This is a genomic window from Mesorhizobium sp. INR15, from assembly GCF_015500075.1.
Lineage (GTDB): Bacteria > Pseudomonadota > Alphaproteobacteria > Rhizobiales > Rhizobiaceae > Mesorhizobium.
The window spans coordinates 412313-434357 of the sequence record NZ_CP045496.1; the positions used below are offsets into that span (position 1 = coordinate 412313).

Consider the following 22045-nt stretch of genomic DNA (forward strand, 5'->3'; position numbering starts at 1 on the left):
CTCCCATTTTCCAGTATCAATGCACTTCCCAACGCACTGGCCGGTACAATCGAACATGCTCGTGAATTGTGCGCCAATTAAAGGCGATGCATAAGTCCCGGTCGAGCGGAGTGCGACAAAAACACTTTCAAAAATTTTGAGGGGAATGCGCAAGCAGCCCTTTCGATATCCTGATCATACTTCGGGCAATGCCCGGCGGGAGGGACGATGCGTTACACCAGAGACATGCGCGGCTACGGAGCCAATCCGCCGGATCCGAAATGGCCCGGGGGTGCGCATATCGCGGTGCAGTTCGTCGTCAACTATGAAGAGGGCGGCGAGAATTGCGTCCTGCATGGCGACAAGGCCTCGGAAGCCTTCCTGTCCGAGATCGTTGGCGCGGCGCCATGGCTTGGCCAGCGCCACTGGAACATGGAATCCATCTACGAATATGGCGCCCGTGCCGGCTTCTGGCGGCTCCATCGCCTGTTCACCGAGGCTGAGGTGCCAATCACCTGCTACGGCGTCGCCACCGCACTTGCCCGCTCACCCGACCAGGTTGCCGCGATGCAGGACGCCGGCTGGGAAATCGCCTCGCATGGGTTGAAATGGATCGACTATCGCGATCATGGCGCCGATGACGAACGCCGCGACATGGAAGAGGCGATCCGCCTGCATTTTGAAGTGACGGGCCAGCGCCCGACCGGCTGGTACACCGGCCGCAGTTCGATCAACACGGTGCGGCTGGCCGCTGAAGAAGGCGGTTTCGATTATGTCTCGGACACCTATGACGATGAACTGCCCTATTGGTTCGAGCATGACGGGCCAAATGGCCCGGGCAAGCCGCAGCTGATCATTCCCTACACGCTCGATGCCAACGACATGCGCTTTGCCACGCCGCAAGGGTTCAACTCGGGCGACCAGTTCTTCGCCTATCTCAAGGACAGTTTCGACACGCTCTATGCCGAGGGCCAGGAGGGCCGGCCGCGCATGATGAACATCGGCCTGCATTGCCGGCTCGTCGGCCGCCCAGGACGGGTGGCGGCGCTGAAGCGCTTTGTCGACTACGTAAAATCGCATGACAAGGTCTGGCTGGCGCGGCGCATCGATATTGCCCGCCACTGGCAGGAGACTCATCCGTTTCAGGCGCCGGCGCTCAGGCCTACGAAAATGGAATTCGAGACGTTCGTCCACGCATTCGGCGGCGTGTTCGAACATTCGCCTTGGATTGCCGAACGCGCCTATGAACTGGAGCTCGGCCCGGCGCATGACAGTGCCGGCGGCCTGCATAACGCACTCTGCCGCATCTTCCGCGCAGCCAGCGAGACTGAGCGGCTCGGCGTGCTGAACGCCCACCCCGACCTTGCCGGCAAGCTGGCGAAGGCCAAGCGGCTGACGGCGGAATCGACAAGGGAGCAGGCCTCCGCGGGCCTCGACGCGCTGACCGACAAGGAGCGCGAACTGTTCTCCAAGCTCAACGCCGCCTACGTCACCACCTTCGGCTTTCCCTTCATCATCGCGGTGAAGGGCAAGACGAAAGAGGAAATCCTGGCGGAGTTCGAAACGCGCATCGGCAATAGCCGCGCCACCGAATTCGAAACCGCCTGCAAACAGGTCGAACGCATCGCGCTGCTTCGGCTCAAAGACATGCTTCCGCAATAGGTTTGACCCCATGGATACGATCAAGATGCCCGAGCGAACCTATTACGCACCCTCTGGCGGCCATTCCGGACAAAGCGAACTGCTGACCGGCCGGGCCGTCTTCACAGAAGCCTACGCGGTCATCCCCAAGGGCGTGATGCAGGACATCGTGACCAGCGCCTTGCCGTTCTGGGACAAGACCCGGGTCTGGATACTTTCACGTCCGCTATCGGGTTTTGCCGAGACGTTCTCGCAATATATCGTCGAGGTCGCGCCTGGCGGCGGCAGCGACCGGCCTGAGCCGGATGAAGGCGCCGAGGGCGCCCTGTTCGTCGTCGAGGGCGAATTGACGGTTCTGCTCGCCGGCAAGAAACATGTCATGCGGCCGGGAGGCTTTGCTTTCCTGCCGCCGGCAAGCGGCTGGAAAATTCACAACGAAAGCCGCGAGATGGTGCGCTTCCACTGGATCAGGAAGGCCTACGAGGCCGTCGACGGCATTGATGTGCCCGAAGCCTTCTTTACCAACGAACAGTCGGTCGCGCCGACGCCGATGCCCGGCACCGAAGGCCGCTGGGCGACGACCCGTTTTGTCGATCCGGCCGACATGCGCCACGACATGCATATGACCATCGTGACGCTGGAGCCGGGCGCGGTCATTCCCTTCGCCGAGACCCATGTCATGGAGCACGGGCTCTATGTGCTGGAAGGCAAGGCGGTCTATCGCCTCAACCAAGACTGGGTCGAGGTCGAGGCCGGCGACTATATGTGGCTGCGCGCCTTCTGCCCGCAGGCCTGTTATGCCGGCGGCCCAGGCAAGTTCCGCTATCTGCTCTACAAGGACGTCAACCGGCATGCCAAGCTTGGCGGTGCCGGTGTGGCACGGCGGGTGCCGTGAGCACCGTCATTGTCGCGCGGCCGCTGACCCGCGAAGCCTTCGCCGAATTCGGCGATGTCATCGATGCCGGCGGCACCAATCACTATCCGATCAATGGCGGCAAGGCCGAGCGCTACCATGACCTCGCCACCGCCGAGGCCGCGGGCCCGAATGCTCGCGTGCTGATTTCGATGGTGCGCGGCACGCCTTACGATTTTCCGCTGAAGCTCAGCATGGTCGAGCGCCATCCGTTCGGCAGCCAGGCGTTCATCCCGCTGTCGCCGCGGCCATTCGTGGTTGTCGTCTGCCATGACAGCGATGACGGCCCGGGCGAACCGCACGCCTTCATCACCGCGCCGGGGCAAGGCATCAATTACTCGCGCAATCTCTGGCATGGGGTTTTGACGCCGATCGGCGAGACGCAGGACTTCCTGGTCGTCGACCGTGGCGGCGACGGCTCCAACCTCGAAGAATTCCATTTCTCGCACGCCTACGAAATCCGCCTTCCCGACAGGACCTTGTGATGACCGACATTTCGCTGATCGATCGCCTGCTTGACGTCATCGAGGGCGACATCGTGCCGATGACGGCCAAAGGCGTTGCCGAGGGCAACAAGCTGTTCGGCGCGGCGATCCTGCGGAAGGACGACCGCTCGCTGGTGCTGGCCGAGACCAACAACGAGATGGAAAACCCGCTCTGGCACGGTGAGGTTCATTGCCTGAAGCGCTTCTACGAAATGCCCAAAGCGGAGCGCGTCGAGACGAAAGACGCCATCTTTGTCGCCACGCACGAGCCGTGCTCGCTTTGTCTTTCAGCCATCACCTGGACCGGTTTCGATAATTTCTACTACCTGTTCAGCCACGAGGATTCGCGCGACAGTTTCGCCATCCCGCATGACCTGAAGATCCTGAAAGAGGTCTTCACCCTCGACCCCGGCGGCTACAATGCCGAGAACGCCTACTGGAAGAGCTTTTCGATCCGCAGGCTGGTCAGCGCGCTGCCGGAGACCGAACGCCAGCGCCTGGAGGCGCGCATCGGCAAGATTTCGGCGCGCTACGACGAACTGTCCGGCGCCTACCAGTCCAGCAAGGCCGAGAACGACATTCCGCTGAACTGACGCGGATTGACCAGCGGAATTCGTTGGCTGGCCCACGACGCGTCAATGCCGGCTCCATCATGTGGCGGTCCTGGAGCCGCCCGCATGAAAACCGTCACTGAATTTCCCCGGCAGGTCGTCGAGTTTGCGGATATGGCGATCGTCATGCCGGATGGCTGCCGGTTGTCGGCGCGGGTGTGGATGCCGGCCGATGCCGAGGCCCGGCCGGTGCCGGCGATCCTCGAGCACCTGCCCTACCGCAAGCGCGACGGCACGATCTTTCGCGATCAGCTGACGCATCCCTATTTCGCCGGCCACGGCTACGCCTCGATCCGCGTCGACATGCGCGGCAACGGCGATTCCGAGGGGCTGATGGACGACGAATATTCCGAGCAGGAATTGCAGGATGCCTGCGATGTGATCGCCTGGGCGGCAGGCCAACCCTGGTGCAACGGCAATGTCGGCATGATGGGCATTTCCTGGGGCGGCTTCAACTGCCTGCAGGTGGCAGCCAAGCAGCCGCCGGCGCTGAAGGCCGTGATCAGCCTCTGCTCGACCGTCGACCGCTATGCCGACGACATCCACTACAAGGGCGGCTGCCTTCTGATCGAGAATTTCGGCTGGGCTTCCACCATGCTGTCCTATTCGTCGCGGCCGCCGGACCCGCTGATTGCCGGAGGCAACCGCTGGCGCGACCTGTGGCTGAGCCGGCTTGAGAACCAGGCTTTCCTGGCGCCGCTCTGGCTGAAGCACCAGCATCGCGACGCCTATTGGAAGCGCGGCTCGATCTGCGAGGATTTTTCCGCGATCCGTGCTGCGGTGCTGTCGATCGGCGGCTGGCATGACGGCTACCGCAACACCGTCTCCCATCTCGCGGCCAATATCGAGACGCCGGTCAAAGGCATTATCGGCCCGTGGATCCACAAATATCCGCACTATGCCGCGCCAAAACCGGCAATCGGCTTCCTGCAGGAGGCCTTGCGCTGGTGGGACCACTGGCTGAAAGGCATCGACACCGGCGTCGAGGCCGACCCTGCCTACCGCGCCTATGTGATGGACAGCGTGCGTCCGGCGCGCTGGCATCCGGAGCGGCCAGGGCGCTGGGTGGCCGAGGCGCAGTGGCCTTCGCGCGATATCAAGGCACAGGTGATCGACCTCCTTCCGCAAGGCAGCAAGCCAGCCATCATCGCTTCACCTCAGACTTGCGGCCTTGCCGGCGGCGAGTATTTTCCCTTCACCTTCGGCCCGGAACTGCCGGGCGACCAACGCCCCGACGACGCGCTGTCGGTGTGTTTCGACCAACCACCGCTTGCCGAGGCAATCGACATTGTCGGCGCGCCGGAAGCCCTGGTTCGAGTCGCGTCGGACAGGCCTCAGGCCAACATCGCGATCCGGCTGTGCGACGTGCATCCTGACGGCGCATCGGAACTGATCTCTTACGGCGTGCTCAACCTGACGCATCACAGCTCGCACGAATTCCCGCAAGCGCTGGTGCCCGGCCAGGTTGTCACCGCGAAGATCGTGCTCGATCAATGTGCCTATCGCGTACCGGCCGGCCATCGCCTGCGGGTTGCCGTGTCGAACACCTATTGGCCGATGATCTGGCCTTCGCCGGAGCCGGTCCGGCTCGATCTGTCCCAGGCAACGCTCAGCCTGCCGCTGCGCCGGCTGGCGGCCGCCAATGAGGCGACGTTCGCCGAGCCGGAAGGTGCCGCGCCCTGGGCAACCGAAACGCTCCGCGCCGCCAATTCCGAGCGCCATGTCGAGCGCAACGAGAAGACCGGAATGGTCACGCTTTCCATAACGGATGACTTCGGCGAAGTGCGTGATCTCGACCATGGCCTGGCAAACGGCAGCATCGCCCGCGAAATCTGGACGATCCACCCCGATGATCCCCTGTTGGCATCAGGAAAGACGCATTGGACACAGACCCTGTCGCGAAATGGATGGTCGGTGCGCACCGAGACGTCGGCCGAAATGCGGTCGGACGCGCGAAATTTCATCGTTAGCGCCAGAATCCAAGCCTATGAAGGTGAAACGCTGGTCTTCGAGCGTAAATTCGAGGAAAAGGTGCCCCGCACGCTGCTTTGAACGCCGGCTGGATTGGTCCAAAAGCGACGCGCGATTTACGCCACGGCATGTCGCATTCCGTCTTGCTTACCGCTTTCCCTTGCGGTCATTATTCTCCTCACAAGAAGCAAGAAAAAACGACCGCAGAGTCGTACCAACAGAGTGAGGAACTCAAAATGTCAAACGAACTGGAATTCCTTAGCCGGCGCGTTGCATCGGGCAAGCTGAGCCGTCGTGATTTTCTCGGCCGGGCGGCAGCGCTCGGCATCACCGCCCCCTTCGCCAACGCACTGCTTTCAAGTGCGGCGCGCGCGGCGGGACCGGTCAAGGGCGGCACGCTGAAGGCCGGCCTGGTCGGCGGCGAATCCACCAACAGCCTCGACCCGGCACTGATGATGACCCAGGTGCCCTTCGCCTTCGGCAAGATGTGGGGCGAGATGATCGTCGAGCTGTCGCCGGAAGGCAAGCTTGAGAACCGCATCGCCGAGGAGATCGGCGCTTCGGCCGACGCCAAGACCTGGACGCTGAAGATCCGCGACGGCGTCGAATTCCACAACGGCAAGACGGTGACCGCCGAAGACGTTGCCGCCACGCTCGAACGCCATTCGGACGAGAAGTCGAAGTCTGGTGCGCTCGGCTACATGAAGGGTATCCAGACCATCAAGGCCAGTGGCAAGGAAGTCGTGCTGACGCTGAAGGAAGCCAATGCCGACCTTCCCTACCTGCTCAGCGACTATCACCTGATCGTCCAGCCCAACGGCGGCAAGGACAAGGCCGATGCCGGCATCTCGGCAGGTCCGTACAAGGTCACCACCAACGAGCCAGGCGTGCGCCATGGCGGCGAGCGGTTTGCCAACTACTGGCAAGGCGACAAGATGGGCCATGCCGACCAGATCGAGATCATTGTCATCAACGATGCAACGGCGCGCACGGCGGCCTTGCAGGGCGGCCAGGTCAACATGATCAACCGCGTCGAGCCGAAGATCGTCGACCTGATCAAGCGCCTGCCGGGTGTCACCATCCGCAACCACGCCGGTCCCGGCCACTATGTCTTCATCGCGCATTGCAACACGGCGCCATTCGACAATGCCGATCTGCGCATGGCGCTGAAGCTGGCCATTGACCGCGAAGAAATGCTGGACAAGATCCTGCGCGGCTATGGCTCGCTCGGCAACGACTTTCCGATCAACGCTTCCTACCCGCTGTTCACCGAGATCGAGCAGCGCAAATACGATCCCGACAAGGCGAAGTTCCACTTCAAGAAGTCGGGCCATGACGGCTCTGTCCTGCTGCGCACCTCGGATGTCGCCTTCCCCGGCGCCGTCGATGCCGCGCAGCTCTACCAGCAGAGCGCCGCCAAGGCCGGCATCACGCTTGAGATCAAGCGCGAGCCCGGCGACGGCTACTGGTCGGAAGTCTGGAACAAGCAGCCCTTCTGCGCATCCTATTGGGGCGGCCGCTCGACGCAGGACCAGATGTACTCGACCGCCTATCTGTCGACGGCCGACTGGAACGACACGCGCTTCATGCGTCCGGATTTCGACAAGATGGTGCTGGCGGCCCGTGCCGAGCTCGACGACACCAAGCGCAAGGCAATGTACCACGACATGGGAATGCTGGTGCGCGACGAAGGTGGCCTGATCCTGCCGATGTTCAACCAGTTCATCGACGCGACCGGCGCCAAGGTGGACGGCTGGGTCGACGATCCGCACCAGGAACTGATGAACGGTTACGCTTTGGCAAAGTGCTGGCTGCAGGCCTGAGACCGGCATTGCAGACATGTCATCACCCATTCTGAAACTTATTGCCCAGCGCATCGCGCTGGGCATCGTCCTCTTGTTGGCCGTTTCGGTCCTGATCTTCGCCGGCACCCAGATCCTGCCCGGCGACGTCGCGCAAGCCATTCTCGGACAGTCGGCGACACCGGAGTCGCTCGCCAACCTGCGCGAGCAGCTCGGCCTCAACCAGCCGGCCTATATCAGATACTTCCACTGGCTCGGCGGCGTGCTGACGGGAGACCTCGGCACCGCCATGTCGAGCGGACAGGATATCGCGACGTCGATCAAGGGACGGCTCGGGAACACGCTGTTCCTCGCCTTCTGGGCGGCAATCGTTGCCGTGCCGCTAGCGATCATTCTCGGCCTGATTGCGGTCCGTTACCGCAATGGCTGGGTCGACAAGCTGATCTCAGGACTGGCGCTCGCCTCGACATCTTTCCCCGAGTTCTTCATCGGTTACGTGCTCGTCTATTTCTTCGCGGTGAAATGGCAGATCTTCCCGGGCATCTCGACCGTCTATGACGGCATGCCGTTCCTCGAGCGCATGCAGGCGATCGCCTTGCCGGCAACCGCGCTGACCCTGGTCGTGCTCGCGCACATGATGCGCATGACGCGGGCGGCGATCCTCAATGTCATGCAGTCGGCCTATGTCGAGACGGCGGAGCTCAAGGGCCTTTCGGCATTCAACGTCATCCGCAAGCATGCCTTCCCCAATGCCATCGCGCCGATCATCAACGTTGTCATGCTCAACCTCGCCTATCTCATCGTCGGCGTCGTCGTGGTCGAAGTGATCTTCGTCTATCCAGGCATGGGCCAGTATCTGGTCGACCACGTCACCAAGCGTGACGTGCCGGTGGTGCAGGCCGTCGGACTTATCTTCGCCGCCGTCTACATCAGCCTGAACATTATCGCGGACATTGCGGCGATCGTCGCCAATCCGCGTCTCAGACATCCGAAGTAAGGGGGCGGATATGCTCGATATCAAACGCATACCCATCCCCGCGCTTGTCGGGATCGTGCTGACGACATTGTTCGTGCTCGCGGCGATCTTCGCGCCGTGGATCGCTCCCCATGGCAATGGCGAAATCGTCGGCGACGTCTGGGAACCGATGTCGGCGACCCATTGGCTGGGCACCGACAATCTTGGCCGTGATCTGCTGTCACGCATGATCTACGGCGCCCGCATCACCTTGTTCATCGCGGTGCTGGCCACAGCACTCTCGTTCTCGCTCGGCGCCATCCTCGGCTTCTCCGCCGCTGTCTTCGGCGGTTGGTTCGACACGCTGCTGTCGCGCCTTGTCGATCTCTTGATGTCGATCCCGACACTGATCATGGGCCTAGTCGTACTGTCCGTGCTGCCCACCAATCTGGTGACGCTGATCCTGGTGATGGGCATACTCGACTCAACCCGCGTCTATCGCCTGTCGCGGGCGGTCGCCGTCGACATCAACGTCATGGACTATGTCGAGGCCGCGAAACTGCGCGGCGAAGGCAGCGCCTGGATCATCTTCCGCGAGATCCTGCCCAATGCACTGTCGCCACTGGTTTCGGAACTCGGGCTTCGCTTCATCTATGCCGTGCTGTTCCTGTCGACGCTGTCGTTCCTCGGTCTCGGCGTCCAACCGCCGGATGCCGACTGGGGCGGCATGGTCAAGGAGAACAAGGACGGCATCGTCTTCGGCATCGCGGCCGCTTTGATCCCGGCGGCGGCCATCGCCATGCTGGCGATTTCGGTCAACCTCGTCGCCGACTGGGTGCTCAACCGGACGACAAGCCTGAAGGGAGGGCGCGGGTGATGGCTGAACAGGGACCAAAATCCGACGTGCTCCTCGACATCCGCAATCTGCGCATCGAAGCGACCGTCTTCCCGCCCGGCGAACCGCCAAAGGACATCGTGCTGGTGCATGATGTCTCGCTGACGCTGCAGAAGGGCAAGGTGCTTGGCCTGATCGGCGAATCCGGCGCCGGCAAGTCGACCATCGGCCTGTCCTCCATGGGTTATGGCCGTGGCGGCGTGCGCATCACGGGCGGTGAAGTGATCCTGAACGGCCGCGACATCCTCAAGGGCGGCAAGGACGGTTTCCGCAAGTTGCGCGGACGCGAGGTCTGCTATGTCGCGCAGTCGGCGGCGGCCGCCTTCAATCCGGCGCACAGGCTGATGGACCAGGTGGTGGAAGCCACCTTGCTGCATGGCACGGCAACGCGTGCCGAAGCCGAGAAGCGCGCCGTCGCGCTGTTCAGGAAGCTCAGCCTGCCGAACCCTGAAACCATCGGCGAGCGGTTTCCGCACCAGGTCTCCGGCGGTCAGCTGCAGCGTGTGATGACTGCGATGGCGCTGTGTTCGGAACCCGACCTGATCGTCTTCGACGAGCCGACGACGGCGCTCGATGTGACGACGCAGATCGACGTTCTGGCGGCGATCAAGGATGCCATCCGCGATACGCATGTCGCGGCACTCTATATCACTCACGACCTTGCCGTCGTTGCCCAGGTCTCCGACGAGATCATGGTGCTGCGCCACGGCCGGCTGGTGGAATGGGGCGGCACACGCCAGATCATCAAGGAGCCGCGCCAGGAATATACCAACGCACTGGTCTCGGTGCACGAGATCGAACATGCCGAGCAGAAGCCCGGCACGACGCCGTTCCTGTCGGTAAAGAACGTCACCGCAGCCTATGGTGGCGGCGATGTCAAAGTGCTGAAGAACGTCTCGGTCGATATCTATCCTGGCCAGACGCTGGCCGTGGTTGGCGAATCCGGTTCCGGCAAGTCGACGCTGGCACGCGCCATCACCGGGCTGTTGCCGCCCGAACAAGGCAGCGTCACCTTCGATGGACGGCCGCTGGCCAACCGGCTGGCCGACCGGCCCAAGGAGGATCTGCGCCAGTTGCAGATGATCTACCAGATGGCGGACGTTGCGATGAACCCGCGCCAGACCGTCGGCACCATCATCGGCCGGCCGCTGGAGTTCTATTTCGGCATGCGCGGCAGGGAGCGTGACGCCCGCGTCGCCGAACTGCTCGACAAGATCGAAATGGGCAAGGGTTTTAGCGACCGCTATCCGGCCGAGCTTTCCGGCGGCCAGAAGCAGCGCGTCTGCATCGCCCGCTCGCTGGCCGCCAAACCCAAGCTGATCATCTGCGACGAGGTGACCTCGGCACTCGATCCGCTGGTGGCCAACGGCATCCTGAAGCTGTTGCTGGAACTGCAGCAGGAGGAAAATGTCGCCTATCTCTTCATCACCCACGACCTCGCCACGGTGAAGTCGATCGCCGATTCCATCGCCGTCATGTATCGCGGCGAGGTCGTGCGCTACGGCTCGAAGAGCAAGGTGCTGAGCCCGCCCTTCGACGCCTATACCGACCTCCTGCTGTCCTCGGTTCCGGAAATGGAAATCGGCTGGCTGGAAAAGGCGATCAAGGGACGGCGCATGGCCAGCGCGGGGAACTAGACGATAAGACGTGGCATCACGCCACAAACGTCGCCGCCGTCATCCGGGTGCAACGCGAAACAATCAGGATCGGCCCGGACGGGCGCGGCTCGTGCAGTGTGTTTGTTGTGAAAAAGGGGACTTGGACTATGAAGACTGAACTCGACCATCTCGCTGAACTCGCCGGCCAGGGCCGCATATCGCGCCGTGCTTTCCTCGGCCGTGCCGCCGCGCTCGGCGTGTCGGCGGCCCTGATCCCCGCGCTGGCCGGCAAGGCTTTCGCGCAGACGGCGGTAAAGGGCGGCACGCTGAAGGCTGGCCTGCAGGGTGGTGAATCGACCAACAGCCTCGACCCCGCGCTCAACCTCAGCCAGGTCACCTTCAGCTTCGGCAAGCTGTGGGGCGAGTATCTTGTCCGCCTGACGCCCGACAACAAGCTGGTCAACCTGATCGCGGAAGAGATCGGCGCCTCGGCCGACGCCAAGACATGGACGATCAAGATCCGTGACGGCATCGAGTTCCACAATGGCAAGACAGTCGGCGCGGAAGATGTCGCGGCCACCATCGAGCGCCACGCCGACGAAAAGTCGAAGTCGGGCGCGCTCGGCATCCTGAAGAACATCAAGGGCGTCAAGGCAAGCGGCAAGGAAGTGATCGTCACGCTTGGCGACGCCGATGCCGACTTCCCCTTCCTGATGGCTGATTACCACCTCGTCATCCAGCCAAATGGCGGCAAGGACAATCCGAATGCCGGCATCAGCGCTGGCCCGTACAAGGTCGCCGTCAACCAGCCGGGCGTGCGCCATGGCGGCGAGCGCTTCGCCAATTACTGGCAAGGCGACAAGGCAGGTCACGCCGACCAGGTCGAGATCATCGTCATCAACGACGCGACGGCCCGTCTTGCCGCCTTGCAGGGTGGCCAGGTGCACATGATCAACCGCGTCGAGCCGAAGGTGGTGGACCTAGTGAAGCGCATTGCCGGCGTCACCATCGAGAACGCCTCGGGCAAGGGGTACTACCCTTTCAACATGTTCTGCGACACCGCGCCTTTCGACAACGGCGATCTCAGAATGGCACTGAAGCTTGCCATGGACCGCGACGAGATGCTGGAAAAGATCCTGCGCGGCTACGGCTCGGTCGGCAACGACTTCCCGATCAACGAGGCCTATCCGCTGTTTACCGCCATTGAACAGCGCAAGTTCGATCCGGAAAAGGCCGCCTCCCTCTACAAGAAATCCGGCCATAGCGGCTCGGTCGTGCTGCGCACCTCGGACGTTGCCTTCCCGGGCGCCGTCGATGCGGCCCAGCTCTACCAGCAAAGCGCCGCCAAGGCCGGGATCAAGATCGAGATCAAGCGCGAACCAGGCGACGGCTATTGGTCGGAAGTCTGGAACAAGCAGCCCTTCTCGCTCTCCTACTGGGGCGGACGTGCCACGCAGGACCAGATGTATTCCACCGGCTATGTCTCGACCGCCGACTGGAATGACACGCGCTTCAAGCGGCCGGAATTCGACAAGATGCTGTTTACGGCACGCGCCGAACTCGACCAGGACAAGCGCAAGGCGATCTATCACGACATGGCGGTCATGATGCGCGATGAAGGCGGGCTGATCGTGCCCTTCTTCAACCAGTTCATCGACGCTGCCGCCACCAACAAGATCGGCGGCTTCGCCAAGAGCCCGATCGGCGAAATGATGGACGGCTACGCACTGGCTGAGTGCTGGCTGAACGCGTAAGCATCCGGCGAAACGAAGCTTGGCCGGTCCTATCTGTGCGGAACCGGCCAACATCGCCTGAGTGAAAACCCAACGCCGCGCACCATCATGGAGGCGCGGCGTTTCCTTGCAACGACAATTTTGTGGAGCAGCCCGTGGCGCTCAAGACCAAGCTTCTGCTGATCATTCTCGATGGCGTGCCTTACCGGAACTGGCGCCGACTGATGGGCAATCTCGAAGGCTGGGTGCAATCGGGCGAGGCGCGGGTGTGGAAGATGCGCTCGGTGCTGCCATCGACGTCGGCCTGCTGCTATGCCTCGATCCACACCGGCGTGCCGCCGCAGGTGCACGGCATCCTGTCCAACGAGAACCGGTTCCGCGTCAGCCAGCCAGATATTTTCTCCGAGGTCAGCAAGGCCGGCGGCAAGACGGGTGCGGTGACCCATTCCTACTGGTCGGAATTCTTCCGCTCCTATCCGTTCGATCTGGTCGAGGACATGGAGTATGACGAGCCAGGCGGCCCGATCACGCATGGCCGGTTCCACACCATGACCGGCTACAATGCCCGCAACCAGATGACGCCGAGCGATGTTGACCTGTTCGCGACGCTGACCATGCTGACCAGCCGCCATCGCATCGACTACGGCATCCTGCACACCTGCACGCTGGATTCGATGGGCCACCGCTTCGGCCATGACTGTCATGAGATGGACCATGCCGTCTATGCCATGGACGGCATGCTGGCGGCCTTCCTGCCGCGCTGGATCGAAGCCGGCTACGAGGTCATGGTCACCGCAGATCATGGGCAGACCGATCGCGGCCATCATGGCGGCCATGACGACGAGATGCAGGATTTCGCGCTCTACTATTTCGGCGCCGGCAAAGGACCGCAGGCCGACACGCTGCTCGACCAGTTGCAGCTCGCGCCGACCATCCTGAGCCGCCTTGGCGTGCCGGTGCCGGCGACGATGAAGGCGAAGCCCTTCCTCGACTGATAAAGTGACCACGACGTTGGCGCCCCCTCTCCCCGTCCCTTTACGGGGGAAAGTAAGGGTGAGGGGCAGCGCGAACGTTGCAATATGAGACCGCGGGCTGGCGCTGCCCCTTATCCGCCTGCCGGCACCTTCTCCCCGTATAGCGACGAGGAGAAGGAGACACTCTGGCAACCTCAGCGCTCTTCAGCTAGCTTCCAAAAATTCCTTGGCGGAAGGATGAACCTTTTTGGATCGATCAGCGACTGAACAAGCAGGAGCCAGGCGGCTCGACCGGTCATGACGGCAGCGACGGAGACCGATCGCGCGCTTGTTGACCGGGTCGCGAAGGGCGACCGGGCCGCCGTTCGGCTCCTGTTCATGCGTCATCACGCGCGGGTCTACCGCTTCGTGGCGCGCCAGACGGGATCGGAAATGATGGCCGACGATATCGCGAACGAGGTGTTTCTCGAACTGTGGCGACAAGCCCCGGGCTTCGAGGGACGTTCTGAAGTCTCGACATGGCTGCTCGGCATCGCCCGTTTCAAGGCGCTGTCCCTGCTGCGCAAGAAAAAGGAAGACTGGATCGACGACGAGGCCGCAGCAGCGGTGCCCGACAGCGCCGACACGCCGGAAGTCGTCACCATGAAGGAAGACAAGGGCGCTGCCTTGCGGCGCTTCGTCGACGCCTTGCCGGAGGAACACCGCGTGGTGATCGACCTAGCCTATTATCACGGACAGTCGGTGAGCGAGATCGGCGAGGTGCTCGATATCCCGGTTGCCACGGTCAAGACCCGAATGTTCTACGCCCGCAAGAAACTCGGCGAGGCTCTCAAGGCCGCCGGTTACGACAGGGGGTGGCCATGAGTGTCCCCGAAAACATGAGTGGCTCTGAAAAGATGTCGCGCCGTGACGAAATGGAAACGCTGCTGCCGTTCTACCTGAACGGCTCGCTGGAAGGCGCGGACCTCGAAGCCGTCGAGCAATGGCTGGCGAGCGACCCGGCGGCAATGGCAGCCCTTGGCGGGGCCGAGGCCGAATTCTCCGGCACCATGGCCGCCAATGAAGCGATCCGTCCGCCAGCCGATGCGCTCAGCCGCTTCGCCAAGGCGCTCGATGCCAAGGCCGGACCGGTTCGTGCCAAGGCAGGCCCGTCCTGGCTGTCGCAGGTCCTGGGCCGCTTCATGGCGGTGCCGGCAGGCGTTGCCTGGGCAACGGCAGCGGTTCTGCTTGCGTTGATCATGGTGCAATCGTTTGTTCAACCCGGCGGCAAGGGCAATGACTTCGAGGTTGCCGGCGCGGAAGACGATCTGGCGAAAATGCCGTTCGCTTTGGTCAAGTTCAAGCCGGATGCCAAGATGTCCGAGATCAGCGCCTTCCTGGGCGACAACAAGCTGAAAATCATCGGCGGCCCGACGGCCGACGGCGTCTTCAAGCTGGGCATTCCGGCGGCGACCCTTGCCGACTACAACAGGCTGCGCGGCCTTATTGCTGCCCAGCCTTTCTCTGAAACTGTGATCGAGGGAAGGAAACCGGCTGATGGCGGCTAAGGCGGTCATTCGATTTGCGGTGTTGCTGGCGGCGGCGATGACAATTGCCGCAGCGCCCGGCTTCACGCAGACCAACGACCCCAGCCTCAATCAGCCGAGAACAGACTGCGTCAATGGCAAGGACGCTGCCGGCGCCGACTGCGCCAAGGATGGCGGCGGAGCGTCAGGCAATGGCGCGGCGCAAGCCGGAGCTGTCTTTCTTCCGGCGCTGATTGTCGACCTGTTCCCCAATCCGGCGGAAGCCCCGCCACCACTGCCAACGCCCAACCCGCGCAACGACCAGGCCGGCGGCACGACGCCCTCGGAGCCGACGCCGCCCGGTGGACCAATCATCTCGCCGACCGACCTTATCACGACCGAGCCGCCGCGCGCCGTAACCGGCGAATTCGTGCCCGACGAGGTGCTGGTGACCGTCGACGGCGACGCGAATGCCGTGCAGCAGATCGCCGCGTCCTTCGGCCTGCAGGTGCGCTCGCAGCGCCAGTCACGGCTGCTCGGCAGCACATTGGTGCGTTTCGGCATCCCGGATGGCCGCCCGGTTGGGGTGGTGCTGGCGCAGCTTGCCGCCGACGGCCGCACCCAGCGGCGTGAACCCAACCATGTCTATTCGCTGCAGCAGGCGGCTGGCATCGTCAATTACGCCTTCGACCACATCACGCTCGATGCGAAACAGGCCAACGGCGAGAATGTCCGCGTCGCCGTCATCGATACCGGCATCGACGACACCAATCCGGCGCTCGCCGGCGTCATCGCGGATCAGTTCGATGCCATGCCCGGCGTGCCGATCGAGAAGCGCGACCACGGCACCTCGATCGACGGCCTGATCGCCGGCGTCGGTCCGCTCGAAGGCATGGCCCCAGGCGCGAAGATCTACCACGCGCGCGCCTTCGAAGGCGGCAAGTCGACGATGGATGTCATCCTGGCGGCGCTGGACTGGGCGGCGGACCAGAATGTCCGCATCATCAACATGAGTTTCGTCGGCCCCAAGAACGATCTGCTTGGCGTCGCTTGCCGCAATGCCCGGGGCCTCGGCATCGTGCTGGTGGCTGCCGCCGGCAACAATGGACCGAAGGCGCCTTATGGCTATCCAGCCGCCTTCGACGGCGTCATCGCGGTGACCGCCACCGATGCCAAGGACCAGTTGATGCCGCAGGCCAATCGCGGCGCCTATGTTTTCATCTCCGCACCCGGCGTCGAGATGGTGGCGCCGAGCGGCGCCGGCACCGATGTGGTCACCGGCACATCGTTCGCCGCAGCGATCGTCAGCGGCGCCATCGCCAACCTCATCCACGCCGCGCCCGACCGTTCCGCCGACGACATCGAGAAGGCGCTGGCGGCAACGGCCAGGGATCTCGGCCCCAAGGGGCGGGACAATGATTTCGGCTATGGGCTGCTGGACACGAAGGCGGCTGAGGCGGCCAAGAACTAAGCCAAGGTTCAGAGCGCCGGACCCAACCGGACAGGGCTTCCATCCGAAAAGCGCGCCAGTCGAAAGCGGCTGAGATCGTGCCCGGTCTCGTTTCCCTGGATCAGGTCGGAAACAACCCGTCCGATTCCAGGTCCGATGCCAAACCCATGACCGCTCATTCCCGTCGCGACGAACAGGCCACCGATCGCCTGCACCTTGTCGACGACAGGAACCACGTCGGGCATGGCGTCGATCATGCCGCCCCAGCCTGCCTTCAAGCGAATGGCCTCGAACTTTGGAAAAAGACCTCGGAAATTGCGTTCCATTGAACGCAAAGCAGCCTGTTCAGGCGCCGGGTTGAGCACCCGGATTCTCTCGAAAGGACTCTGCATATCCGGCGCCCAACCGCGCGGTGTCGACCAAGCATCCGGATAGCCTGATGGCGCGAACGGAAAATAGCGTGTTCCCAGCGGATTGTTTCTGAGGGCGGGAAGGTATTTCGTGGCATGGCGGAAAGCATCCGGCCCGACATAAAGCAAATGGCTGCCACCCGGGGCGAGCGTATATCCGCCATCCTGCCTGCGCCTGAAAGCAATGCGTTCATCAGCCGCCGCGCCTGCATAGATTTCCGGCAAGGGCTCCGTCGCGGCCACGGTTACTCTTACGCTGAGTTGGGGAATCGAGACGCCTTGGTTTCTGAGGAACAGCGATGACCAGGCGCCGCCCGCGACCAGCACGCTGGAGGTCTCTATATAGCCCGCCTCGGTCCACACGCCCTTGATCTTGCCGCCCGAGACTTCGAGGGTTCGCGCCGCGCAATTCTCGACGATTTTGACGCCTTTCCGCACGGCAAGCCGGGCAATGGCGGGCACGGCCAGCCAAGGCTCCGCGCGCATATCGGACGGGGTCGTCATCGCACCCTTGAACTTGCGCGACATGCCTTTGATGAGCTTTGCCGTTTCGTCCGCGTCCAGGAGGCGAGTATCGAGTTCATGGATCGCGGCGATCTTCATGAACTCTTCGAAGCCGGCCATGTCCTTGTCGGAGTTCGCCAGGTAGGTCACACCTGTCTGGTTTAGCCCGATGTCTTCGCCAGCCTCCTCCGCCAGTTGCCGCCACAGGCGGCAAGCTTCGATAACAATTGGCAGTTCATCCGCGTCTCGCCCCTGCTTTCTGATCCAGCCCCAATTCCGGGAGGACTGTTCCGCCGCAACGCGTCCCTTTTCCAGCAGCGTTACCGGAATGTTCCGCTTCGCAAGGAAAAGAGCCGTCGTAACGCCGATAATACCGCCACCAACAATGACCACCTCCGAAGCCATCGGCGGTGGACCAGGATACTGGATTGGATCCGTTTCGGAGAACGGGAATGCGGGCAAGTGGCGGGTCCTGAAGAACTGAGTGACGGCTCTGCCTTACTGGTTGCCATCCTCCAAAAGCCAAATCAAGAGCAGGTGAAGGCAGACCATTGTCCCACGACCCATGCCGCAAGATGAGGCAGTCGGACCTTGATCCTAAGCCGGCGCGCCAGCGACCGATCCCCTGACCACCAGATCGACCGGCCAGACTTCGCCCCTGAGCCCTTCCTCCACCCCTGAAATCCGCGCCGCCAGGCGCTCGGCGACGCGCGCGCCGGCGAGGCGGATCGACGAGCGCGTCGTCGACAGCGGCACGGAGAAGTTTTCGGGCCTCAGCCAGGGGAAGACATCATCATGGGCAATCAGCGATACGTCGCCCGGAATGCTCAGGCCGAGGTCGCGCACGGCGCGTACGACGCCCAGCGCCATGATCAGGCTGGAGCAGGCGATCGCGGTGGGCGCATCGCTTTCTTCCAGCAGGCGCCTTGCGGCGCGGTAGCCGTTTTCCTCGGTCATGGTCAGCGAACAGACATGGCGTTCGCCAAGCGCCAGCCCGCTCGCGGCAAGCGCCCGACGCACACCACGCTCGCGATGAATGGCGAAGGTCTCGCGATCGTCGCCATTGATCAGCGCCAGACGCCTGTGGCCAAGCTGGATGAGCAGCCGAGCCGCCTCATGGAAGGCGCCCTCATTGTCGATGTCGGTGAAGGGATAATCGAAATCCAGGCCTTCGCTGCGGCCGTGGACGATGAAGGGAATGCCAAGCGCGTGGACCAGCGCCACGCGCCGGTCCTCGGGTCTCGGCGCGGAAATGTAGACGGCGTCGACCTGCTTGTTGGCGACAATGCGCCGGTAGGTCGTCTCTTCGTCGTCAGCGTCGGCGGGGGAAAGCACGAGGTCGAGTTCGTGTGAGCGGGCATAGTCGCCAAGACCCGACAGGAACTCGACGAAATGCGGATCGATGTCGACAGTGGCACCGGTCGGCAAGACATAGCCGATCATGCCGGTCTTGCCGGTGGCCAGCCGCCGCGCACTGGGGTTAGGGCGATAACCATGCCGCTTGGCGGCATCCATCACCCGCCGGCGGGTCTCCTCGTTGACTTCGGGATAGCCGTTCAGGGCGCGGCTTACCGTGGTCTGCGAAAGCGCCAGCATATGGGAGAGTTGCTTGAGATTCACCGGAGGCCTCCAAGCCTCAAAGCGCTTTTAAATTTGCGTTAGCCCTGACACCACGAATGGTCCCGCCGACTGCCGTAACCATAGACGCGCTTTGGCCGAGTTTGAAACAAAAATTGCTGCTGCACCGCCATAAAGCATGTTGCAGCGCACTTTTTTGGCATTCAAATGCTGAATTTAAATCGATTAGCCCATCACCCTCTTGACTTCTGATCGATTCAGTGGCGAGATCAAAAAAGCCAAAGCGCTTTGGAAGACTCTCCGAAAGGTTGCGGTTCCTTTCTGACTGAGTCACAGTCCTGAGGCGTCGGCGGGCGGAATGGAGGTTCCGTCCGGTGTATATGACCCACTGGGAGGAATACCGATGAAGAAAATGCTTTTACTGGGCGCCGCGTTTGCCACACTTGCCCTCGGCGCGCCCGCGCAAGCTGAACTCAAGTTCAAGCCGGGCGAAGATCCCCGTTTCAACTGGGCGAATTACGAAGAGCTCAAGAAAGTCGACCTCAAGGGCGAGACGCTGACGATCTTCGGACCGTGGCGCGGCGAGGACGAGACCCTTGTCCGCACCGTTCTCGACTATTTCTCGGAAGCCACTGGTGCCGAGATCAAATACTCCTCGTCCGAGAATTACGAACAACAGATCGTCATCGACACGCAGGCCGGCAGCCCGCCCAACATCGCCGTGCTGCCGCAGCCGGGCCTGATCCAGGATCTGGCATCCAAGGGCCTGTTGACGCCGCTCGGCGACGACACCGCCAAATGGGTCAAGGACAATTACGGCGCCGGGCAATCCTGGGTCGACCTCGGCACCTTCAAGGACAAGGACGGCAAGCCCGGCTTCTTCGCCTTTCCCTACAAGGCCGATGTGAAGTCGCTGGTCTGGTACTCGCCGGACAATTTCAAGGAAGCCGGCTACAAGGTTCCCAAGACCCAGGAAGAGCTTACCGCGCTTGAGCAGAAGATCATCGCCGACGGCGCCAAGCCGTGGTGCATCGGACTCGGCTCCGGCGGCGCCACCGGCTGGCCGGCGACCGATTGGGTCGAGGATATCATGCTGCGCACGCAACCACCCGAAATCTACGACAAATGGGTGAAGAACGAGATCCCGTTCAATGATCCAGCTGTGGTCAACGCGATCGATATCTTTGGCAAAATCGCGACCGACGACAAGATGGTCGACGGCGGTGCCAAGGCAGTTGCGGCGACCGACTTCCGTGACAGCCCGAAAGGTCTCTTCTCGGTGCCGCCAAAGTGCTACCTGCACAAGCAGGCATCATTCATCCCGACCTTCTTTCCGGAAGGCACCAAGCTTGGCCAGGATGCCGACTTCTTCTACTACCCGCCCTATGCCTCAAAGCCCGAACTTGGGAATCCTGTAGAGGGTGCCGGCACGCTGGCCATGATCACCAAGGACTCCAAGGGTGCGCGCGCCTTCATCGAGTTCCTGAAAATGCCGCTCGCCCACGAGATCTGGATGGCCCAAGGCGGTTTCGTGACACCCTTCAAGGCGGTCAACAAGGACGCTTATGCCAGCGATGCGCTCAAGAGACAGGGCGAAATCCTGGCAAATGCATCGACCTTCCGCTTCGATGGATCCGACCTGATGCCGGGCAAGATCGGCGCCGGCGCCTTCTGGACCGGCATGGTCGACCTGGTCGGCGGCAAGTCGGCCCAGGATGTCGCCACCGACATCCAGAAGAGCTGGGACGCTATCAAGTAGTTCTCGACAGGCAGCCCGCCCATCCGGCGGCCACCGTTCGAGTTTCACTTTCGCAGAGGATCCGGGCCTAGCCGGCCCGGATCCGACAGCGGCCGCTCTCGCACCCATCCGGGCCGCAGCCTTTCGTCATGAGCGCATAGACATGAAGCGCTATCGGCATGTGAAACAGGTTTTGCAGCCGATCCCGCTCCAGACAACTTAATCGGCGCCCGGCCCCGTCACCAAGGTCATTCGGCCTTGTTGGGTCATGCGCAGGGGGAGGAACCCATGGCGGCTCAGATTTTCTCGGCCATATTCGTCATCATCGTCGGCGTTGGCGGCTGCGTCGCCTATTTCTGGGGCGCCAACAAGCTCGTCGACCTGATCTTTCCGTCGCGCGGCGTTGCTGGTGCCGCAGCTATCGACAACCTTCGCCGGCAAGGGCTGGTCCGTCCCTGGCTGTTCGTCGGCCCGGCGATGATCATCCTCACCATCTATCTGATCTACCCGGTCGTCGAGACACTGCGGTTGTCCTTCCTTGATCGCGGCGGGGCAAATTTCGTCGGCTTCGCCAACTATCAGTGGGCATTCGGCGACCGCGAGTTCCGAAACTCCATCCTCAACAACATCATCTGGCTGGCGGTCGTGCCCGCTGCCTGCACATTCCTCGGGCTGATCATCGCCGTGCTCACCGACAAGATCTGGTGGGGTACCATCGCCAAGAGCCTGATCTTCCTGCCGCTGGCCATCTCCTTCGTTGGCGCCAGCGTGATCTGGAAGTTCATCTACGAGTATCGTGGCGACGGCCAAACGCAGATCGGCATCCTCAACGCCATCATCCAGCACTTTGGCGGCCAACCGCAGGTCTGGATCTCGCTGCCGTTCTGGAACAACTTCTTCCTGATGATCATCCTGATCTGGATTCAGACCGGCTTTGCCATGGTCATCCTGTCTTCGGCCTTACGCGGCATTCCCGAGGAAACCCTGGAAGCCGCGGTCATCGATGGCGCCAATCCCTTCCAGATCTTCTGGAAAATCATGGTGCCGCAGATCTGGGGCACCATCGCTGTCGTCTGGACCACCATCACCATCCTCGTGCTCAAGGTCTTCGACATCGTGCTGACCATGACCAACGGACAGTGGAACAGCCAGGTGCTGGCCAATCTGATGTTCGACTGGATGTTCCGCGGCGGCGGTGATTTCGGCCGCGGCGCCACCATAGCCATCATCATCATGATCGCGGTCATTCCGATCATGGTCTGGAATATTCGCCAGGCGAACAAAGAAACGGAAGGACATTAAG

Annotated in this window: 18 protein-coding genes; 16 read left to right on the top strand and 2 right to left on the bottom strand. The window is 62.4% G+C overall.

Annotated elements, in window-relative coordinates:
* The first annotated feature begins 207 nt into the window (after nucleotides 1-207).
* From puuE to GA829_RS01945, 14 genes are all read left to right on the top strand, one after another.
* Complete coding sequence (gene puuE / locus GA829_RS01880) at nucleotides 208-1641, top strand: allantoinase PuuE (protein ID WP_195176899.1); 1434 nt, start codon at nucleotides 208-210, stop codon at nucleotides 1639-1641.
* Nucleotides 1642-1651: 10 nt separating this feature from the next.
* A complete protein-coding gene (locus GA829_RS01885) occupies nucleotides 1652-2515 on the top strand; it encodes a bifunctional allantoicase/(S)-ureidoglycine aminohydrolase (protein WP_195176900.1) in 864 nt (287 codons plus the stop codon).
* The gene (locus GA829_RS01890) at nucleotides 2512-3018 is read left to right on the top strand and encodes an ureidoglycolate lyase (protein WP_258052088.1); all 507 of its coding nucleotides are present in this window, start codon (nucleotides 2512-2514) and stop codon (nucleotides 3016-3018) included. Before GA829_RS01885 ends, GA829_RS01890 begins: the two co-directional genes overlap by 4 nt.
* Nucleotides 3018-3611, top strand: a complete 594-nt coding sequence (locus GA829_RS01895; protein ID WP_195176901.1) for a nucleoside deaminase — start codon at nucleotides 3018-3020, stop codon at nucleotides 3609-3611. Before GA829_RS01890 ends, GA829_RS01895 begins: the two co-directional genes overlap by 1 nt.
* An 84-nt stretch (nucleotides 3612-3695) precedes the next feature.
* Nucleotides 3696-5681: a CocE/NonD family hydrolase gene (locus tag GA829_RS01900; protein ID WP_195176902.1), complete on the top strand. Its 1986-nt coding sequence runs from the start codon at nucleotides 3696-3698 to the stop codon at nucleotides 5679-5681.
* A 155-nt stretch (nucleotides 5682-5836) separates the two neighbouring features.
* Nucleotides 5837-7423 (top strand): ABC transporter substrate-binding protein, encoded by a 1587-nt coding sequence (locus GA829_RS01905; protein ID WP_195176903.1) that lies wholly within the window; start codon nucleotides 5837-5839, stop codon nucleotides 7421-7423.
* 16 nt (nucleotides 7424-7439) lie between these two features.
* Nucleotides 7440-8399: an ABC transporter permease gene (locus GA829_RS01910; RefSeq protein WP_195176904.1), complete on the top strand. Its 960-nt coding sequence runs from the start codon at nucleotides 7440-7442 to the stop codon at nucleotides 8397-8399.
* 10 nt (nucleotides 8400-8409) lie between these two features.
* The gene (locus GA829_RS01915; RefSeq protein WP_195176905.1) at nucleotides 8410-9234 is read left to right on the top strand and encodes an ABC transporter permease; all 825 of its coding nucleotides are present in this window, start codon (nucleotides 8410-8412) and stop codon (nucleotides 9232-9234) included.
* Complete coding sequence (locus tag GA829_RS01920) at nucleotides 9234-10889, top strand: ABC transporter ATP-binding protein (RefSeq protein WP_195176906.1); 1656 nt, start codon at nucleotides 9234-9236, stop codon at nucleotides 10887-10889. The genes GA829_RS01915 and GA829_RS01920 overlap by 1 nt, the downstream gene beginning before the upstream one ends.
* A gap of 128 nt (nucleotides 10890-11017) precedes the next feature.
* Complete coding sequence (locus tag GA829_RS01925; protein WP_195176907.1) at nucleotides 11018-12604, top strand: ABC transporter substrate-binding protein; 1587 nt, start codon at nucleotides 11018-11020, stop codon at nucleotides 12602-12604.
* 134 nt (nucleotides 12605-12738) lie between these two features.
* Nucleotides 12739-13578 carry an alkaline phosphatase family protein gene (locus GA829_RS01930; protein WP_195176908.1) on the top strand — a complete coding sequence of 280 codons (840 nt, stop codon included), beginning with the start codon at nucleotides 12739-12741 and terminating at the stop codon, nucleotides 13576-13578.
* Between the two features lie 276 nt (nucleotides 13579-13854).
* On the top strand, nucleotides 13855-14421 hold the full coding sequence (locus GA829_RS01935) for a sigma-70 family RNA polymerase sigma factor (protein WP_195176909.1): 567 nt from the start codon (nucleotides 13855-13857) through the stop codon (nucleotides 14419-14421).
* 14 nt (nucleotides 14422-14435) lie between these two features.
* On the top strand, nucleotides 14436-15104 hold the full coding sequence (locus tag GA829_RS01940) for an anti-sigma factor (RefSeq protein ID WP_195179487.1): 669 nt from the start codon (nucleotides 14436-14438) through the stop codon (nucleotides 15102-15104).
* Nucleotides 15094-16533: a S8 family serine peptidase gene (locus tag GA829_RS01945; RefSeq protein WP_195176910.1), complete on the top strand. Its 1440-nt coding sequence runs from the start codon at nucleotides 15094-15096 to the stop codon at nucleotides 16531-16533. Before GA829_RS01940 ends, GA829_RS01945 begins: the two co-directional genes overlap by 11 nt.
* Nucleotides 16534-16541: 8 nt before the next feature.
* Here GA829_RS01945 and GA829_RS01950 read toward each other — a convergent pair whose 3' ends face one another.
* Nucleotides 16542-17888, bottom strand: coding sequence for an NAD(P)/FAD-dependent oxidoreductase (locus tag GA829_RS01950; RefSeq protein WP_195176911.1), 1347 nt, complete (start codon nucleotides 17886-17888; stop codon nucleotides 16542-16544).
* 135 nt (nucleotides 17889-18023) lie between these two features.
* Nucleotides 18024-19046 (bottom strand): substrate-binding domain-containing protein, encoded by a 1023-nt coding sequence (locus GA829_RS01955; protein WP_195176912.1) that lies wholly within the window; start codon nucleotides 19044-19046, stop codon nucleotides 18024-18026.
* 361 nt (nucleotides 19047-19407) lie between these two features.
* Between GA829_RS01955 and GA829_RS01960 the strand changes: the two genes are divergently transcribed.
* Nucleotides 19408-20763 (top strand): ABC transporter substrate-binding protein, encoded by a 1356-nt coding sequence (locus tag GA829_RS01960; RefSeq protein ID WP_195176913.1) that lies wholly within the window; start codon nucleotides 19408-19410, stop codon nucleotides 20761-20763.
* Nucleotides 20764-21030: 267 nt separating this feature from the next.
* Nucleotides 21031-22044: a carbohydrate ABC transporter permease gene (locus GA829_RS01965; protein WP_195176914.1), complete on the top strand. Its 1014-nt coding sequence runs from the start codon at nucleotides 21031-21033 to the stop codon at nucleotides 22042-22044.
* The last annotated feature ends 1 nt before the right edge of the window (nucleotide 22045 follow it).

Bases quoted from the DNA above. Each gene is read 5' to 3' on its own strand.
- puuE (WP_195176899.1), top strand. From the start codon at position 208: ATGCGTTACACCAGAGACATGCGCGGCTACGGAGCCAATCCGCCGGAT.
- GA829_RS01960 (WP_195176913.1), top strand. From the start codon at position 19,408: ATGAAGAAAATGCTTTTACTGGGCGCCGCGTTTGCCACACTTGCCCTC.
- GA829_RS01945 (WP_195176910.1), top strand. From the start codon at position 15,094: ATGGCGGCTAAGGCGGTCATTCGATTTGCGGTGTTGCTGGCGGCGGCG.
- GA829_RS01935 (WP_195176909.1), top strand. From the start codon at position 13,855: ATGACGGCAGCGACGGAGACCGATCGCGCGCTTGTTGACCGGGTCGCG.
- GA829_RS01940 (WP_195179487.1), top strand. From the start codon at position 14,436: ATGAGTGGCTCTGAAAAGATGTCGCGCCGTGACGAAATGGAAACGCTG.
- GA829_RS01900 (WP_195176902.1), top strand. From the start codon at position 3,696: ATGAAAACCGTCACTGAATTTCCCCGGCAGGTCGTCGAGTTTGCGGAT.
- GA829_RS01915 (WP_195176905.1), top strand. From the start codon at position 8,410: ATGCTCGATATCAAACGCATACCCATCCCCGCGCTTGTCGGGATCGTG.
- GA829_RS01885 (WP_195176900.1), top strand. From the start codon at position 1,652: ATGGATACGATCAAGATGCCCGAGCGAACCTATTACGCACCCTCTGGC.
- GA829_RS01965 (WP_195176914.1), top strand. From the start codon at position 21,031: ATGGCGGCTCAGATTTTCTCGGCCATATTCGTCATCATCGTCGGCGTT.
- GA829_RS01920 (WP_195176906.1), top strand. From the start codon at position 9,234: ATGGCTGAACAGGGACCAAAATCCGACGTGCTCCTCGACATCCGCAAT.
- GA829_RS01895 (WP_195176901.1), top strand. From the start codon at position 3,018: ATGACCGACATTTCGCTGATCGATCGCCTGCTTGACGTCATCGAGGGC.
- GA829_RS01910 (WP_195176904.1), top strand. From the start codon at position 7,440: ATGTCATCACCCATTCTGAAACTTATTGCCCAGCGCATCGCGCTGGGC.
- GA829_RS01905 (WP_195176903.1), top strand. From the start codon at position 5,837: ATGTCAAACGAACTGGAATTCCTTAGCCGGCGCGTTGCATCGGGCAAG.
- GA829_RS01925 (WP_195176907.1), top strand. From the start codon at position 11,018: ATGAAGACTGAACTCGACCATCTCGCTGAACTCGCCGGCCAGGGCCGC.